Source organism: Lentzea sp. NPDC058436, from assembly GCF_042721515.1.
GTDB lineage: Bacteria > Actinomycetota > Actinomycetes > Mycobacteriales > Pseudonocardiaceae > Lentzea.
Map to the genome: position 1 here is coordinate 22,073 of NZ_JBHXLF010000034.1, position 17,215 is coordinate 39,287.

Here is a 17,215-nt window from a genome sequence, read left to right on the forward strand (position 1 = left end):
TCGTTGTTCGGCCACCGAGGTGGCTCAAGGAGATGAACCCAGTGGGATCGAATCGGTTTTCGGACCAGGTCGCCGTCGTCACCGGAGGCGGGTCGGGAATGGGGGCGGCGATCGCGCTGCGCCTGGCCGCAGAAGGCGCGACCGTCGTCATCGCGGGGCGTGACGAGCAGAAGCTGATCCGCACCGCCGGGCAGGCGCCCGAGAACGGCAAGATCGTGCACCGCGTCGTCGACGTGCGCGACGAGGCGGCCGTCGTCCAGCTAGTCAACGGGGCTGCCGAGGCGTTCGGCCGCCTGGACGTGCTCGTGAACTGCGCGGGCGCCACGGATCTCGGCCTGTTCGCCGAGTTGGACGCGCAGACGTGGCACGACATCATCGCGGTCAACGCGGGCGCCGTCCTGCACGCGACGAAGGCCGCCATCCCGCACCTGAAGAAGACCAGGGGAAACGTGGTCAACATCGGGTCGTCCAACGCGGTGCGCAACAACTACGGCCAGCCCGCCTACGGCGCGGCCAAGAGCGCCGCGGAGAGCCTGAGCGCCAGCATCGCGATCGAGAACGGCGCACACGGGATCCGCTCGAACACCGTGCACCCCGGCATGATCTACCCGACGGGCATGACCGGTCCGATGAACGAGATCCCTGGCCTGCTCGACACGTACGTGTCCTACATCCCCATGCGCCGCACGGGCACTCCCGACGAGATCGCCTCGGTCGTGGCGTTCCTCGCGAGCAGCGAGGCCGCCTACGTCACCGGTGCCAGCATCACCGTGGACGGCGGCCTGAACCAGGTCCTGCACCTCCCGCCGTCGGTGGCGCCGTGAGTCCTGCCGAGATCTGAGCGTTGACACCGCTTGGCTAATGGCGTTAGCTTATGGCTAACAACATTAGCCAAGCGGAGGACGACATGACCGAGTTCCTGGACATCGACGGCAACAAGATCGCCTACGACGTGACCGGGGAGGGGCCGCTCGTCGTGCTGGCCCACGGCATCGGCGACAGCCGCCACTCCTACCGCTTCCTCGCTCCGGCGCTGGCCGCGAACGGGTACCGGGTCGCGAACGTCGACATCCGCGGCTGCGGTGAGTCGAGCCTCGGCTGGGACGGCTACAGCCGCACCGACATCGCGGGCGACCTCGTCGCCGTCGTCCGCCACCTCGGCGGCCCTGCCGTGATCATCGGCCAGTCGATCAGCGGTGGTGCGGCCACGATCGCGGCCGCCACCGCGCCCGACGTGATCACCGGCGTCGTCGAGCTCGCGCCGTTCACTCGCGCGCAGTCCTTCGACATCGCGGGACTGGTGCGCGTCAAGCACTTCCGCGCGGGCTACACCCAGCTGGCCAAGGTCCTCGTCGGCGGGAGCATCGCGAGCTGGAAGAAGTACCTCGACGTGGCGGTGCCGACGAAGCCGGCCGACTGGGACGCCGAGCTCGCCCGGATCGAGTCCAAGCTGCTCGAACCCGGCCGGATGAAGGCCCTGCAGGCGATGGCCAAGGCCAGTCCGACGGACGCCGGCGCGCAACTGGCCAACGTCACCTGCCCGGTCCTCGTGATCATGGGCAGCGCCGATCCCGACTGGGCCGACCCGCGTGCCGAGGGCGAGAAGGTCGTCGCCGACCTGCCGCAGGGCCTCGGAACGCTCAGGGTCATCGAGGGCGCCGGGCACTACCCGCACACCCAGACCCCCGACGAGGTGCTGTCGCTCGCCTTGCCGTTCCTGGCCAGGACGCTGACGCGTGCCTAGGGAACGGCTCGCTCGTTCCTCGGTGGTCGAGGCCGCCGCGGCCCTGCTCGACGAGGTCGGCTTCGACCGGCTCACCATGGGCCTGCTGGCCGAACGTCTCCAGGTCAAGGCGCCGTCCCTCTACAAGCACGTCAGCGGTCAGGCCGACCTCACCGGCCGGATCGCCGTCCTGGCCGCGACCGAGTTGGGCGACGCCCTGCGGGACGCGACGCAAGGCGTGGCACGTGGCGACGCGCTGGCCGCCGCGGCACGAGCGTTGCGGACGTACGTGAGGGAGCACCCCGGCCGTTACGCGGCGGCCAGTCGCCCGACCGGGCCCGCCGATCCGCAGCACTCCGCCAGGGTCCGGCTCTTCACCTCCTTCGCGGCGGTGCTGAGCGGGTACCGGCTGGACCCGCGGCAGGAGGTCCACGCGCTGCGGATGGTGCGCGGCGTGCTGTCGGCCTTCGCGTCCGCGGAGGCGGCCGGCGAGTTCCAGCTCGACGTGGACGTCGACGAGAGCTTCGCGTGGATGATCACTTTCATCGACAACGGACTGCGGGCCGCCGGGCGGTCCTCAGAGCGTGTAGCCGCCGTCGGCGGTCAGGCTCGCGCCGGTGACGTAGCGGGAGTCCTTCCCGGCGAGGAACGCGATCAGGCCGGCGATCTCCTCCGGTGACCCGACGCGTCCCAGCGGGCTGTTCGCGGCGAGCTGGTCGATCGCCCCGGCGTTGAGATCGGTGTCGATCGGGCCGGGCTGGACGTTGTTCACCGTGATCCCGCGCGGGGCGAGGTCGAGAGCCACGCCCTTGACCAGGCCCGCGACCGCGGTCTTGGTCAGCTGGTAGACGCTGGCGCCGGGCGTGCCGGTGCGGATGGCCACGTTGCTGCCGATGGTGATGACGCGGGCGCCGTCGACCAGGTGCGGCACGGTCGCCTGGATGGCGAGGAACACGCCGCGGACGTTGACGTTCAGCATCAGGTCCAGGTCCTCCAACGAGACCGCGTCGATGGTGCCCGCACGCAGGACGCCGGCGTTGACCACCACCACGCCCAGTTCGCCGAAGCGGTCGACGGCCTGGCCGACCGCGGCGCGCAGGGCGTCGGGATCGGCGCTGTCGGCCTGGACGGCGAACGCGCGACCTCCCGCCTGTTCGACCGCCGCGACGAGGTCCTGCGCCTTGCCGGGGCTGGAGTTGTAGGTGAACGTGACGGCGTGACCCTCGGCGGCGAGCCGGGTGACGGCGGCCGCCCCGATGCCGCGGGAACCGCCGAAGACCAGTGCGGAAGGAGGAGTGCTCATGGGGAAAACCCTTTCTGGATGGATCAGTCAATAACTCGGGCGCGGCAGAGGTGCTTCCGTGCCGGGGGAGTGTCAGGCGGTGAGGCGTTCGACCGCGAAGTCGGCGAGGTGGCGCATGGACGCGACGTCGGCCCCGCCGCGGGCGGCGACCTGCAGGCCGGTCATGGTGAGCAGGACGAACCCGGTGGCGCTGTCGACGTCCAGCGAGCCGTCGATCTCGCCGAGCGCCTGGCCCGCCCGAACCCTGGTCGCGACCTCCTCGGTCAGGATCCGGTTGGTCCTGTCTCGCATCCGCGCGAGTTCCGGGTCGGCCGCGCCGAACTCGCTGACCGAGCCGACGCCGAGGCAGCCCAGTGCCCTGACCTCGTCGTCGTCGGCCGCGATTCCCGCGAGGAGCTGCCGGATGCCTTCCAGCGGTGACTCCTCGCCGGTCAGCCGCCGCACGTGCCCGGCGACCGTGGAGTCCTGATAGGACGCCAGCACCTCCAGGTAGAGCTTCCGCTTGTCCCCGAAGGCGTTGTAGAGACTCTGCCGGCCGATGCCCATCTCCTTGAGCAGGTGGTCGGTGGAGGTGGCGGCGTAGCCCTTGTCCCAGAAGACCTTCGTGGCCTTCTGCAGTGCCTCGCCCCGGTCGAACTCCCTCGGTCGTGCCATGTCCACGACCCTAGGACGTTATGGATCGATCTGTCAATAACGGCGTCCTAGGATCTCGGGTGGACAGTCGATCGGAGGCCGGACCTTGGCACGCCACACGTTCACGAGCCTGCTGGAGCTCAACGGCAAGACCGCGACCGGGTTCCGCGTCCCCGCGGACGTGGTCGAGGCGCTCGGACAGGGCAAGAAGCCCAAGGTGCTGGTGACGATCGGCGGCCACACCTACCGCAGCACGGTGGCGGTGTACGGCGGCGACTTCATGCTGGGCGTGAGCGCCGCCAACCGCGAGGCGGCGGGCGTCACCGCGGGCGAGACCGTCGAGGTGACACTGGAACCGGACCTGGCGGAACGCTCCGTCGAGGTACCCGAGGACCTGGCGGCGGCGCTCGACCGGCACCCTGCGGCCCGCGCCGCGTTCACCGCGCTGTCCTACAGCAACCAGCGGCAACGCGCCGAGGCGGTGGCGGCGGCGAAACAGCCCGAGACCCGCGCGCGCCGGATCGAGAAGATCATCGCCGAGCTGTCCTGACGCCTTCTCGCCCCCGACACCGGCCCGTGCGCGCACTTCGCGGTGCGCAAGGGCAGGAATCCACGTGACGCGTTGCCCGCACCGACGTCCGGCTCCGACAGTGGACGAGATCGTTCTTTCGTTGTGGGAGGTGTGGGGTCGTGGAGCTCACTGGACGTGTCGTGCGGTTCGATGACGATCGCGGGTACGGGTTCATCGCGCCGGACAGCGGTCAGGAGGACGTGTTCCTCCACGCCAACGGTGTGTTGGGCGGGGGCGACGTGGCGACGGGCACGCGCGTGACGTTCCGGGTGATGGAGGGGCAGCGGGGCCTGAAGGCGTACGACGTCAAGGTCGTCGGTGACGGCGAGGTGCCGCCCGTTGTCGTCGAGGAGACGGTGAAGCGCGATGTGCTCACGGCCGGGCGGTACGCGACCGAGATCACCGAGACGCTGATCGCCGCCGTGCCGCAGCTCACCGGCGCGCAGATCGCCGACGTGCGCACGGCGATGGTCGGACTGGCCCGCGGTCGCGGGTGGGTCGACGGGTAGACGGCGAGCCCCGGCCGCGGGTGGTCCAGTTCCCGCGGCCGGGCCTCGCCCTTTCCGGTCCTGACCTACCGCGTGAGCAGTTGGGCGCAGCGGATCAGGCCGAGGTGTGAGTACGCCTGCGGGTGGTTGCCCAGCGAGCGTTCGGCGACGGGGTCGTACTCCTCTGGCAGCAGGCCGGTGGGGCCCGCGGCCGCGACGATCTGGCCGAACAGTTCCTCGGCCTCGGTGCGGCGGCCGGTGAGCAGGTAGGCCTCGATCATCCAGGCGGCGCAGAGGTGGAAGCCGCCTTCGCCGCCGGGCAGGCCGTCGTCACGCCGGTAGCGGTAGACGGTGCAGCCGGACCTGAGTTCGGCCTCGATGGCCGTCACGGTGGACTGGAAGCGCTCGTCGGTGGGGTCGATGAGGCCGGACAGGCCGACGAACAGGGAGGCGGCGTCGAGGTCGTCGCCGTCGTAGGCCGTGGTGAAGGACTGGACCTCGTCGTTCCAGCCGTTCTTGAGCACGTCGGTGGCGATCGTGTCGCGCAGCGGGACCCAGGACGGGTCCAGCTCGCGGCCGAACTGCTCGCCGAGCTTGATCGCGCGGTCGATGGTCAGCCAGCACATGACCTTCGAGTACACGTGGTGGCGCGGCGCGTGCCGTTCCTCCCAGATGCCGTGGTCGGGCTCGTGCCAGCGCCGCGAGACGGCCTCGGCCATCGCCTGGACCATCGTCCAGTCGGCGTCGGAGAGCGCACCGCGTGCGGTGGCGAGCTGGACGACCAGGTCGACGACCGGGCCGAACACGTCGAGCTGCACCTGCTGGTTCGCGAGGTTGCCGACGCGCACGGGACGTGAGCCGGCGTAGCCGGGGAGCGCGTCGATGACGGCCTCGGCGCCGAGTTGGGTGCCGTGCAGCGTGTACAGCGGGTGCAGCCGCTCGGGGCCGGGGATGGTGTCCAGGACGCCGTGCAGCCACGTGAGGAAGCCGTCGGCCTCGTCGTACGAGCCGACGGACACCAGGGCGGCGGCGGTCATGGCGCCGTCGCGCAGCCAGCAGTAGCGGTAGTCCCAGTTGCGGACGCCGCCGAGTTCCTCGGGCAACGAGGTGGTGGCGGCCGCCATGATCGAGCCGGAGTCCTTGTGCACCAGGCCGCGCAGCGTCAGCGCGGAACGCAGCACCAGGTCCGTCTGCACGGCCGGGAGCTTGAGACCGGCCGCCCAGTCCGACCAGTACCCGGCGGCTCGTTGCTTGCGGGCAGGTTCGGTGATCCGGTGCTCGGAGATGTCGTCGGTGCCGCAGCGCAGTTCGAGCAGCACGGCGGCGCCTTCCCGCGGTCGCACGACGGCCGTCGCGGTGTCGTGGACGCCGTCGGACGTGATGTGCCAGTCGACGCCCGGCGAGCGCAGCACCATCGGGTCCGACGTGCCGGCGACGCGCAGGCCGTCGGGCTCGCGCAGCAGGCGCACCGGCACCTGGCCGAACTCGGGACGCGGCGCGAACGTGATCATCGCGTTGGTGGACCCGGAGATTCTGCGCACCAGATCCGTGCGGTGCGAGACGAGATCGTGTTCCAGGTAGTCCGTCACCAACAGGCGCGACCAGCGGGTCTCCACGATCATCGTGCCCGGCAGGTAGCGCTGGCCCAGCGGCAGCGACCCGTGCTTCGGCTTGATCGAGAAGTGACCGGCGGCCGGTCCGCCGAGCAGGTCCGCGAAGATCGCCGCGGAGTCCGGCTCGGGGTGGCACAGCCAGTTGACCTTGGCGTCCGGCGTCACCAGCGCCACCGAACGCTCGTTCGCGAGCATCGTCAGGCGCTCGATCGGCACGGCCTGGTCACCGTGCAGCCACGCACGGCGCTCCTCCACCAGCAACGCCAGTGCCGCCGCGACCATGGCCGTGTCCTCGACCTGGTGCCCGGCAAGGGTTTCGCCGTCACCGACGCGTACGCCGACATCGGGGCCGGACAGGCGTTCGAACGCCTTCTCGTCCGTCACGTCGTCGCCCAGGAAGATCGCCGCGGTGGCACCGACCTGGTGCCGCACCACGTCGAGCGCGTTGCCCTTGTCCGTCTGGACCACCGCGAACTCGATCACCGACTTGCCCTCGGTGACCTGCACGCCCTCCCACAGGCAGGGGCCGTCGCGCAGCTGGCTGAGCAGCCACTCGGCGACCTCCGGACGGCACCGCCGGTAGTGCACCGCGATGCTCGCGGGCTTCACCTCGAGCAGCGCCGGCGAGTACATCGTGACGATCCCGGTGAGCACCTGCCGCAGGTCGGCGAGGAGTTGCCGCGCCTCGTCCGCCAGCTCGTGCACGAAACCGACGTCGAACTCCGACCCGTGCGACCCGATGAGGTGCACCTCGGCGGGAAGCCGCGACAGCACGGCGAGATCGCGCAGCGCCCGCCCTGAGATCACCGCGGCGGTGGTGTCGGGCAACCCCGCGAGCGACCGCAACGCCGCCACGGCGCGGGAGTCGGGCACCGCGTTCTCCGGCCGGTCCACGATGGGGGCCAGCGTTCCGTCGTAGTCGCACGCCACCAGCAGGTGGGGCGTGCGCGCGAGCCGGACCAGCGAGCGGACGAGCTCGGCGGGCAACACGCGTGCCGCCGGTTCCCCGGTCTGCGGGATGTCTGTGGCTGTGATCACCGGTCTGTTCCTCTTCCTCACGGCTTCGGCCCAGCGAAGCACGCCCCTGAACCGCACACCTTTCGCTCTGCACGATTTTGACCTCACCACTGCCCGATTTTCGGTCCCGCAAAAGTATTTTGAGGTTGCGTTAGGGTTTTCTTATTGTGAACGCGCCGCGTTCCGCCCGGCGGCGTCCTTTCGTCCGGCTGCCAGAGGCAGGACGGGCAAGGCCGCACCAGAACGCTCTCCGCCGCGCGCCGCGGTCGCGACAATCGCGGGATGCGGCCAGTGAAGAGCGATCGCCGGGTGAGGCCTGCCCTGTGCGCCCTCGGACGCTGCCGCGTGATCTTGCCCCGCCGTGGATCCCGATAGGCGGGGATTCCGATGCCTCTCACTTTTCCTGCTGAGTTGGATTGGCTTGTCGTGATCACGATGGGTCAGCATTTTCCGCGTGGTGATGAGGATTTGTTGCGGGCGAATGCGGCGTTTTTTGATGGTGTGGTGGGGGATGTGTTGGCGTTGGGTTCGGTTGTGGGTGGGGTGGAGGGGGTGGTGGGGGAGTCTTTGTCGGGTGTGGCGGGGGAGGAGGCGTCGCGTTTTTTGCGGGGTGTGCGTGGTTCTGTTCCTGGGGTGGGGGGTGGTGTGGCGGGTGTGGGTGGTTTGTTGAGGGCGGCGGCGACGGAGGTCGAATACGCGAAGTTGATGATTTATGTGGAGTTGGTGGATCTGGCTTTTGAGTTCGCGCGGGCGGTGGCGTGGGCGGCGGTGACTTTTGGTGCGAGTTTGTCGGTGTTGGCGGCGCGGGTGGCGGCGACGCGGATAACGGTGATGGGGATTGTGCGGCGGTTGGCGTTGGCGGGGGTGCATGAGCTGGCGGATGAGGTGTTGAAGGACCTGGGTGTGCAGTTGTTCCAGATGGTGGCTCTGGATGGTCGGGAGTCTTTGTCCGGGGAGAGTTTGGGGGCGTCGGCGGTGGGTGGGGTGTTGGCGGGTGGTTTTGCTGGGGTGGCGGGGGTTGGGGTGGATCGGGTTGTGGGGTCGGTGTTGGCGAATGGGTGGGGTCGTTTGGTGTCGGGTTCGGTGACGGAGGCGGCGACCGAGGTTTTTGTGGGTGGGGCGATGCAGGGAATTTACGGGACGTCGGGGGAGAATTTCGGTTTGTCGGCGTTGTCGGGTGGTGTGACGGGTTTGGTGGGTGGGTTTTCCGGGTTGTCCACGACGGTTCCGGACATCGACGTTCCGGAGATGTCGGGTGTGTCGGACGTTTCTGTTTCCGAGGGAATGGACGCGCCACCCCCGTACGCGTTCGTTGACCCGTTGGCCGCCTCCGCTGTGTCGAGCCGGAATGCGTCGACTGCCCCCGCTGCCGCGCACCACGACCTCGCCGGTGGGGGCAACGGCCTTGGGCAGGCGGGCGGGACGCCTCGGCCGGAGTCGCGCGAACCCGTCGCCGCCGACGCGGGGAGTGAGGCGGTGCGGGCCGGGTCCGCGCGCGACGCCGTCCCGGTCGACGCGGCGGGTGACGTGTCGCAGGCCGGGTCTGCGCTGGACGCGCCTGCGGCCGGTCAGCCGCGTGACGTCGTCGCCGCCGACACCGGGCATGAGGTGACGCGGGCCGGGTCCGCGCGCGACGCCGTCCTGGCCGATGCGGGGCGTGACGTGTCGCAGGCCGGGTCTGCGCTGGACGCACCCGCGGCCGCTCAGCCGCGCGACGCCGCCGACACCGGGCATGAGGCGTCACAGGCCGGGTCCGCGCTCGACAGTTCGTCTGCCCCGGCCGAGGGAGTGTTCCAGGCCGAAGCCCACCCCCAGCTTCCCGAGTTCCACGACCAGGTCGCGCCCACGCCGGAGGTGGCCGGTGCGGACCACGCGGCGCGACCGGGCGAGGTGCTGGCCTCGCTCGACCTCGCCGGCGGTTCCGCCGCGGCGCTCGGCACGGGAACCGCCGCGCTGGACGCCGGCCAGCTTCGCCACGTCGTCGACCCCGGTGGGCCGGTCGGGTCGCTGGGCGCGGTGGAGGCGTACGCCGACCGTGCCGGGCACGACGGCGGGCAGGTGGTGCTGTGGACGCCGCACACCCGTGCCGAGGTCGAGAGTGGTCTCGGGCGCGGTGCCGAGCTGGCGGAGTGGGCGCAGGGGCGCGGGGTCGTGCTCGTGTCGGTAGGCGAGGCGTTCGGCCTGGAGTCGCCGATGGTGTCGCAGGAGCGTTACCAGGCCTACCTGGCGGACGGCACGGCGCGCGGGCAGGTGGAGGCCGGCCGGATTCTGCGGCACGAGGTGGCGGCGCGGTTCCCCGGCGAAGTGGTGGATCTCGCTCGCCGTGCCGCGGCAGCTGATCCGCGGCCGGTGGCGCGGGTCCGGACCGAGGCGGACCTGGGGGAGCAGCCGCATGCGCGACGCCACGAGGACGTCGCGCTCATGAGGGAGACCCCGGCGGAGGGAGCGGCGGCGGCCGAAGTGTCCGATGTGGACTCGCGCGGCGGTCGGAGGGCAGACGTCGCGCCGGCGCTCACGCAGACCTCGGACGTCGCGGTGCACCACGCAGGCCCGGAGGACGAACGCACCACGGGCAGCGTCGAAGGCGAGCGTTGGTGGGACGGTGACGACGAGGACGGTGGCCTCGCGTCCACGCCACTGGAGGACTGGCTTGGCACGCGGGTCGGGACGGTGTTCCACAAGAGCACCGACACCAAGGCGGTTGCCGAGGCGCGGCGGGCGACGGTGCTCCCGCCCGACCACGTGGAGTTCCTCGCGGGAGACCACGCGGGGACGATGCGGAGGACGACTGCGCCCTGGGCTGGACGGACGCCGTTCTTCGTGTTCGCCGATGGCAACGCCTCCGGTACCGGGTTCTCCGGTGGGCAGGACGCCGGGACGGTCGCGCGCACCGTCCACGAGCAGGGCCTGCCGCCGGGCACGGGCGCGATCGTGTTGGTGGTGTGCCGATCGGGCGCGCGGGATACGGGTGCGGCACACGACTTCGCCGAGACGTTGACCCAGCTGCACGGGGCGTCGCTGCCGGTGATCGCACCGACCACGCGGGTCCAAATCTCCGTGACCGCGGACGCCGTCGTGGGGGAGGAGGGCGGCGCGTGGCGGTCCTTCCCCGCGCACCCGGAACGGTCGGAGCGCCTGTACGACCGGCACAGCGGCAAGCAGACGGGCGTGCTGGTGCACGACGACCACACCGACGACGAGGTCGTGCTGAACGCACGTGATTTCGGCACCGACCGACCCCAGGTGTTGCTCACCGCGCTGGGAGAAGTGCAGCTTCCGCCGGACACCTACCACGTCCAGGTCCACACCTCGAACCCGATCACCGGCATGCGCCTCGCCGAACTTCTGCGTAACGAGCTGCGCTTCGTCCGCGAGAACGGTTTCGCTGCCATCGTGCTGTGGCACAACGGGGACGCGATCGGGCTCGCCGACTCGTTCGCACGTCTGCTGCGCGTGGCGCACCATCTGCCGTTGCCCGTGCACGCGCCGACCGGTGTGGTTGAAACGCGTGCGGTGACGCAGGGGGATCGTCGCGTGGTGGTGGCGCCGCGCGGTGTCGAACTGCGCGAGTTCGGAGGTGCCCGGAATGCCGAGACCGAGTTGATGCGCTGGCTGGGTGCCACCGCCGCGGGGTCGCAGGGCATGATGCCGCTCGCCGGCCAGGCGCGAGAGTTGCTGGAGGGGATCGGCCGCTTCGACGAGCAGATCGACGATCTGTTCGCGGACGAGCGCGCGGGAGAGGTGTTCGGCCGGGCGGTCGCTCCCGGAGGGTTCGTCGAGCACCTGCGGGGGCCGGACGGCGACGTCGAACTGATCGTCGAGGTGACCGGTGTCGGCCACGGTGGCGCACAGGGGGCGGGCAGCCCGCGCGTCGTCGACTTCCGGTTGGCGACACGTCGCCCGGACGTCGGGTACTCCGCCGCGGTCACCACGGTGCTGACCCTCTCGTGGCCCGACGTGTTCCGCCTGCACCGCAAGGGGTTTCCCGTCGTGTTCCAGCTGGGCGCGGAGGACGACGTGTCCGTCACCGGCATGGACTCGGTCTACCTGGCTGCCGCGGAGGTGCTCGGCGACGAAGGCTCGGAATCCACCGTGGACGAGTGGTTCCGCTGGTCGAGGACGGAGGCAGGGCAGGCGGCCGCGCTCGTGCAGGGCCGGCGGGAACCGTTTCGGCACAACGGGTTCACCGTCACCGTGGGGATCGACCTCACGGACCGGCCGCACGTCGAGAACATCCGCTCCGCGCCGCCCGTGGCGGTCACGCACCACGTCGGGGCGGACGGCGAGTCCCGGCCCGCGATGGTGGTGTCCGCCGACGAACGGACCACGTACCAGCCGGCCACCGCGAGAATCGACGTCGCACTCGACGGCGTCGTGCTGGAGACGCTGCACGAACCGGTCGAGATCGTGGTCCGGCGTCCAGTGAGCCCCGCGCACGAGCACGTCTCGCCGATCGCCGAGTCCGACCTCGTCGCGGAAGCGCGGTGGATCCACGACAACCGCGTGGGTGTCATCGGTGCCGGACCGGCGCTCGCGGCGTCGTTCACCGGCAGTGTCGCCAGCCTGTTCGCCGCTGCCCAGGCCGACGTCGGTCCCACCGTGCCGGCCCGGCTCGGCGCCGTGCTCGCCGGCCGCGCCGACCTGCTGGCCGGCGGTCTGGTGGAGCTGGACGTAGCCGAGGCAGGAGGACCACCGGGCCGGATCACGGTGAGCGCCGTGCCGATGCTTCAACCGGACGTCGCTCCCGAACCCGTGCCCGGCCGTTGGGTCACCTACGGGGCGCCTGCGCAGAGCACGGGACTGCTCAGGGCGAACAGCCACCACCCGGCGTACCGATGGCGGTTCGACCTCGTCGGTCATGCACACCTGCTGCTCCCGGGACGGCCCGACCAGTTGCTCGGTCTCCAGATCGAGCACGCCATCTCGATCGTCGCACCCCGGCGGAACGACCTCGTCGACTCCCGCCTGCCAGGACTCGACGTCGCCGCGAACCTCCGGCTGCCGGCCCGTCCCGCACCGCCCGCTCCCGGCGAGGAGCCCGAGCCCCTCCTCGGACACGACGGCCGGGTGGTGGGGTTCAGCTTCGGCCAGCCGTCCGCCGAGCGGGTGCACGCCGCGAGGAACCTGCCGCGGGAGGACGGGGCGCTGCTGGTGGTGTCGGACGGCAGCGCGACCGGGTTCGCGCGCCTGGGGCCGGACGGTGTTCACGTCGAGTCCGGCCAGGTGTTCGCCCACAGCGTGCGGCGGGCGGTGGAGCGACTTGGACCCGCTCTGCGCCCCACCGCCTACGTCCTCGCTGTGCCGGAGTCCTTGATGGGTGAGCCGGCGCCAGCCGTGGACTTCCAGGCGACCCTCGCCCGGTTCTACGGCGACAGCGCACCGGTGGCCGTGCCCTCGCGGATCACCTCTGATCCCGGGTCGCCGCCCGACTGGCACCGGTATGCCGAATCCGACGATGCCTTCTGGGGTTTTCTGCCCTTGTTCGACCGTCTCGGTGGTCTCGCGGGCGCGGTCCTGCACCGGCCGGGCGGGGCCGAGGAGCGCCGTGCGGCCCGCGACGTCGTGCTGTCACCACCGGACGCCGTGGCGCGCCTCGGCGCTGCCGAGGGCAGGCCGTTCCTTGTCTTCGTCGGAGGCACGACGACACTGGACGGAGGAACGCTTGCCCGCGACCTCGTCCGGCAGCTCGATCCGTTCACCAGGGGTGGGTTCGGCGCTGTCGTGCTGTGGCGCGCGGCGGCAGGTCAGGAGACCGGGCCGACGGGCCTCGCCGACCAGTTCCACGAGTCACTCGCGTTGTCGACCGGTGGCCCCCTGCCGGTCTACGCCCCCAGAACCGCGGTGATGGACGGCATCGGGGACGACGAGGAGGCCTGGCGCCGGTTCGACCGGTCCGTCGACGAGGACCTGCGGCAGCGCCTTTTGTCCGCTCTCGGGGCGGACGGCGTCGTCTGGCACTTCTCGCCCGTGCACGACGACTCGGGACGACGACGGGCACTCGTGTTCTACGCGGACTCCGACCCGAGGACGGCGACGGCGAGGAGGATCGCCTCCCGCTACTTCTACGGGGAGTCCGGCGAGCCCGGCGGTTCTCGTTCGAACGTGCTGCTGGTCTTCGCCGACGTCGACGACCGCGGGAGGTTCCTCGTCCGCTCCTCGGCCGGGGACGAGGTGCCGCAGCCGGGAGGTGCGTTCGCCCACATCGTGCGCGACACCGACGGCGACGCGGACCACGACTCCATCGTGCTGGTCTCCGCGCACGCCGGGGCTCCGCACAACACGGCCGCCGCCGACTTCGCGCACGTCCTGCACACCGCCTACTTGATGGACGTCCACGTGGTCGCCCCGTCGGGTGCGATCACCCTCGGCGGCACCACCCTCACCACTGAGCGCTGGGTCGCGTTCGACGCCGCCCCGGTGGGCGCGGTGGAAGACCAGCGACTGCACGTCGCGCCGTGGTACGACTCGACCGGCAGGGAGGTCGGCGTCTCGTTGATCGGGTACGGAGAGCCGACGTTCCGGCTCGCGACGCGGCCGGAGGCGCGTTTGCCGGGCTTCACTCTCAGGTCCACCGTGCAGAACTTCCTCGACCACCGCATTCGGCCGATGCTGGACACGAGAGCGCCGTTCCCCTCCGACGGCTACGTCGTCAGCATCCACGGCAACCGCCGGGGTTTCGGCGCTCACAACGTCCAGAGGGCGTCGGTCGGGGTCCTCACCGGCACCTCGCTGGCCGAGTTCCTGGTCGGCCGCGGGCTGCGCGGGTACCAGCCGGTCGTGCTGGTGTCGTGCCAGGCCGCGGAGCCGGGGGAGGAGGGCTTTCCGGCGGTGACCGAGTTCCAGCGCGCGCTGGACGAACTCGGCCACGGCCGCGCGGTGTACGCGCCCACCGCGGTGGTGTCCGTGATGTCGTACGGCAGTGGGATCGGGTTCGACGGAGAAGGTGCGTTCCGTCGTTTTCACAGCGGTGACGCGACGCGGGCCGTACTGGCCCGCGAGGGGATCACGGTCGTGACGGGCCCGGTAGACGCAGGGGAACTGCGGAGCGCGGTCGGCGGGCTGGTGCGCGACTTCGGCGAGCACCACGAACTCGAAGCCTGGAGGGCGTTCGACGACGACCAGGTCGCGGTACTGGTTCCGCGTGCTCTGCGCACCGGCGGAGTCCTGGTCGAGCTGAGTGGTGCCGAGCCGCTCGCGCTGGTCGTCGAGATCGTCGGTGTCGACCAGCTGTGGGGTTCCGAACCGAACGGTACCCTCCCGATCCAGCTGCCCCTGTCGCCGCCGGGCGGCGGTGGTACCGCGGTCACTCTGACGGCCACCGACCTGCCCGTCACCCTTCTTCCTCAGCCGGTCCACCTGCGCGTCACCGTCGTGTCGCCGCGCGGAGCGCTGCCGGCGCGGGTGCGCGAGACCGACGTGGTCGCGGCGATCTCGCTGAGCAGCGCCGCGACGACGCCGGTGACGCACGTGGTGGACACGCGTTCACCGCGCGTCGCGGGGATCGAGGTCGCCGGGCTCGCGGTGCGGTTCGGCATGCTCGCGGACGCACTCGGCTTCACCGGAGGTGCGGAGGCAGCGGAACTTCGGCGCTGGCTGGCAGGGGCGGAACAGGGACCCTTCGCGGTGGGCCTGCTGGAACTCCGGCCGCTGGTGTTCGCGCTGGACGGACGCGAGGTCGAGGTGCGGTTGGAATCGCGCTCCGCCGAGGCACGCACCTTGCTGTCGACGGCGTCCATGGGCGCGGACCGCACGACGTGGGTGGAAGTGCCGGGGCACGGAAGGGCCGAGGCGGTCTGGTCGGGCCCGGTCGAGGTTTCGCGCTACTACGAGGAGCGGAGGGTGATAGTCCGGTACAGGCCGGCGGCGGCCGCGGCAGAGGTGACGGACACCTGGCCCGTCGACGTGGTCGTCTGGGACGTCGCGCCGCCCCCGGCGCAACTGCGGGACGGCTACCTCAGGGCCGAGCTCATCGCCCTGCGGGACGAGGCCGCGTCGGTGCGCGACACCGGACTGGGTGTGGTCGGCGACCTGTCGTTCGCGCTGGCGGCCCTCGGTGAGGCGCTGGAGCAGCGGTGGCCCACCGTGGACGTCGTGCTGGCGGTGCGCGTCGGCCTCGGTGAGCAGTTGCCGAAACTGGTGGCCGGCGAAGAGGTGCGGTTGGGAGGCCTGAGATTGACGGGCCGTCTGATGCCGTCGGACATCGCGCGCGGTGCGGGCCCGTCCGAGGAGACGATCACCTTCCGGACCGTCACGGGTGCTGAAGAAGGCTTCCCCGCGCATCGCTGGACGTTTGACCTGAACACCATCGTCGCGGCGGACGACGGCACCACCCACGAGATCGTCATCCAGCGGGCGGTCGAGCTCGTGGCACCGGACTACGAGCAGCTGGCGTCACTGCCGGCGCGGTTCGCCGCCGCGGAGCGCAACAGCGGGGCGGACGCCCTGACGCTGCTCTGGGACCAGGACCTGCTGCCCACTGGCGACGGCGCCGATCCAGCCGGGGCGTACCCGGACGCAGTGGTCGTGCCGGACGACCACGGCGCTCAGCCTGACGCGATGCTGTTGTTCCGGCAGTCGCGAGCCCCGGACGGCTCGTCCGGGGCGTCCGGCGATGTCGTGGTGCGGGACGACCTCCCGTTCATGTGGTGGGACGGCGATGACGACGGCGTTCTGACCGAGGTGCAGAACGCGGCCATGAGACGTGCCGCGGAGTCCGGCGCGCGCGAGCACGAGATGAACCGCGTGAAGGCGTTCGACAGGGTCCGGCATCTCAACACCCGCTACGGCACCACCTACCCGGTGGACGACCTCGCCGCGATGGGCCACATCCTCGACGCGGCTCACCACCACCTGCAGACCATGCCGCTGAGGCACAACGTCGACTTCGGCAACGCGCCCCAAGGATCCGCGCCCGGTCACCGGGAGGCGGTGGCGGAGTTTCTCACGCGGAACACGAGGTTCCCGAACTTCTGGGAGACCGGGCGTTCCGGCGGAACGCCCTACCGCGCGGGCAGGGGGTGGGTCGAGGAGCAGTTCGGCTACGGTCCCGTCCTCAACCGGATCGCGGGCGACCCGCGCGACCGGCGTGACCGGACCGCGGCGTTCGCTCCCACGGCCGCACACGAGACCCCCGCCTACGCGGGGTTGTGCTCCGGGCTGCAACACGGCGGCGTCTACGGGTACGGGAGCGCCGTGCTCCATCTCAGGGAGGGAGTGCGTGACCGTGCGACGTTCACCGCACGCGACAGCGCCTCTGAGGAGGCAGGCACGCAGACCTTCACGGACCGGCACCACCTCTTCGGTCTGCTGGCTCACGGCTACGACGAGAACGTCCGGCTGGCCTTGGCCGACGTCACCGGATTCCGTCACGACGTCTCCCTCAGGAACGAGGTGGAGCGAGAACGGCACGCGCCGGTCAGCCGCTACTTCGAGGCGCAGATCCACGGAGGGCTGAGCTGGGCCGACGTGAGCCGGATCGTGGTGAACTGGGGAGACTTGTACGGCAGCGCCTCGTTGTGGACCACGGAGGCGGAGGCAGTCGGCACGGTGCGGCTGCTCACGGCTTTCGCTGCGGCGTGCGGGCACGCGTTTCCGGTGGTGCTGGGCCAAGAGATCGGGTTCGCCGGTGCCGCGAACGCCGCCGAGGAGGACAGGGCGGTGAGGTTGTTCGGTCTTCACCACTTCGGCACTCAGGAACGTCGTGTCCTCGCGAAGCTGGACGAGCTCGCCAAGCCGTCACCCTTCTACCACCGCGCGGGGAGGAACGATCTCCTGACGTTCGCGGCTGGCCTCGGCATCGACGTGAGCGATGGTGACGAAGCGCTGGCCGTGCTGTGGCGGCGTGCGCTGATCGGCGACCTGGGGTAG

At 70.9% G+C, this 17,215-nt stretch carries 9 protein-coding genes; 6 read left to right on the forward strand and 3 right to left on the reverse strand.

Going from position 1 to position 17,215, the window contains the following annotated elements; all coding sequences use genetic code 11:
* The first annotated feature begins 41 nt into the window (after positions 1 to 41).
* The 3 genes from ACFWN2_RS44640 (at position 42) to ACFWN2_RS44650 (ending at position 2,402) form a co-directional block, all read left to right on the forward strand.
* Positions 42 to 824 (forward strand): SDR family NAD(P)-dependent oxidoreductase, encoded by a 783-nt coding sequence (locus ACFWN2_RS44640; RefSeq protein WP_382436782.1) that lies wholly within the window; start codon positions 42 to 44, stop codon positions 822 to 824.
* A gap of 83 nt (positions 825 to 907) precedes the next feature.
* A complete protein-coding gene (locus ACFWN2_RS44645; protein WP_382436784.1) occupies positions 908 to 1,744 on the forward strand; it encodes an alpha/beta fold hydrolase in 837 nt (278 codons plus the stop codon).
* Entirely contained in the window at positions 1,737 to 2,402 is a 666-nt protein-coding gene (locus tag ACFWN2_RS44650; RefSeq protein ID WP_382436785.1) for a WHG domain-containing protein, read from the forward strand. Before ACFWN2_RS44645 ends, ACFWN2_RS44650 begins: the two co-directional genes overlap by 8 nt.
* Here the strand turns inward: ACFWN2_RS44650 and ACFWN2_RS44655 are convergent.
* Together ACFWN2_RS44655 and ACFWN2_RS44660 are read right to left on the reverse strand one after the other, a co-directional pair.
* Positions 2,301 to 3,026, reverse strand: coding sequence for an SDR family NAD(P)-dependent oxidoreductase (locus ACFWN2_RS44655; protein WP_382436787.1), 726 nt, complete (start codon positions 3,024 to 3,026; stop codon positions 2,301 to 2,303). The genes ACFWN2_RS44650 and ACFWN2_RS44655 overlap by 102 nt on opposite strands.
* Before the next feature lie 72 nt (positions 3,027 to 3,098).
* Complete coding sequence (locus tag ACFWN2_RS44660; RefSeq protein ID WP_382436789.1) at positions 3,099 to 3,680, reverse strand: TetR/AcrR family transcriptional regulator; 582 nt, start codon at positions 3,678 to 3,680, stop codon at positions 3,099 to 3,101.
* A gap of 85 nt (positions 3,681 to 3,765) precedes the next feature.
* On the opposite strand from ACFWN2_RS44660, the gene ACFWN2_RS44665 reads away from it, so the two are divergent.
* Both ACFWN2_RS44665 and ACFWN2_RS44670 read left to right on the forward strand, forming a co-directional pair.
* The gene (locus ACFWN2_RS44665) at positions 3,766 to 4,209 is read left to right on the forward strand and encodes a YdeI/OmpD-associated family protein (protein ID WP_382436791.1); all 444 of its coding nucleotides are present in this window, start codon (positions 3,766 to 3,768) and stop codon (positions 4,207 to 4,209) included.
* Positions 4,210 to 4,349: 140 nt separating this feature from the next.
* Complete coding sequence (locus tag ACFWN2_RS44670; protein ID WP_382436792.1) at positions 4,350 to 4,739, forward strand: cold-shock protein; 390 nt, start codon at positions 4,350 to 4,352, stop codon at positions 4,737 to 4,739.
* A gap of 65 nt (positions 4,740 to 4,804) precedes the next feature.
* On the opposite strand, the gene otsB is transcribed toward ACFWN2_RS44670, so the two are convergent.
* Positions 4,805 to 7,369: a trehalose-phosphatase gene (otsB, locus tag ACFWN2_RS44675; protein WP_382436794.1), complete on the reverse strand. Its 2,565-nt coding sequence runs from the start codon at positions 7,367 to 7,369 to the stop codon at positions 4,805 to 4,807.
* Positions 7,370 to 8,560: 1,191 nt separating this feature from the next.
* Between otsB and ACFWN2_RS44680 the strand changes: the two genes are divergently transcribed.
* Positions 8,561 to 17,215, forward strand: a complete 8,655-nt coding sequence (locus ACFWN2_RS44680; protein WP_382436795.1) for a hypothetical protein — start codon at positions 8,561 to 8,563, stop codon at positions 17,213 to 17,215.

What these genes read in the sequence shown, in the direction of transcription:
- ACFWN2_RS44645 (WP_382436784.1), top strand. Translation starts at nt 908, where the DNA reads ATGACCGAGTTCCTGGACATCGACGGCAACAAGATCGCCTACGACGTG.
- ACFWN2_RS44655 (WP_382436787.1), bottom strand. Translation starts at nt 3,026, where the DNA reads ATGAGCACTCCTCCTTCCGCACTGGTCTTCGGCGGTTCCCGCGGCATC.
- ACFWN2_RS44660 (WP_382436789.1), bottom strand. Translation starts at nt 3,680, where the DNA reads ATGGCACGACCGAGGGAGTTCGACCGGGGCGAGGCACTGCAGAAGGCC.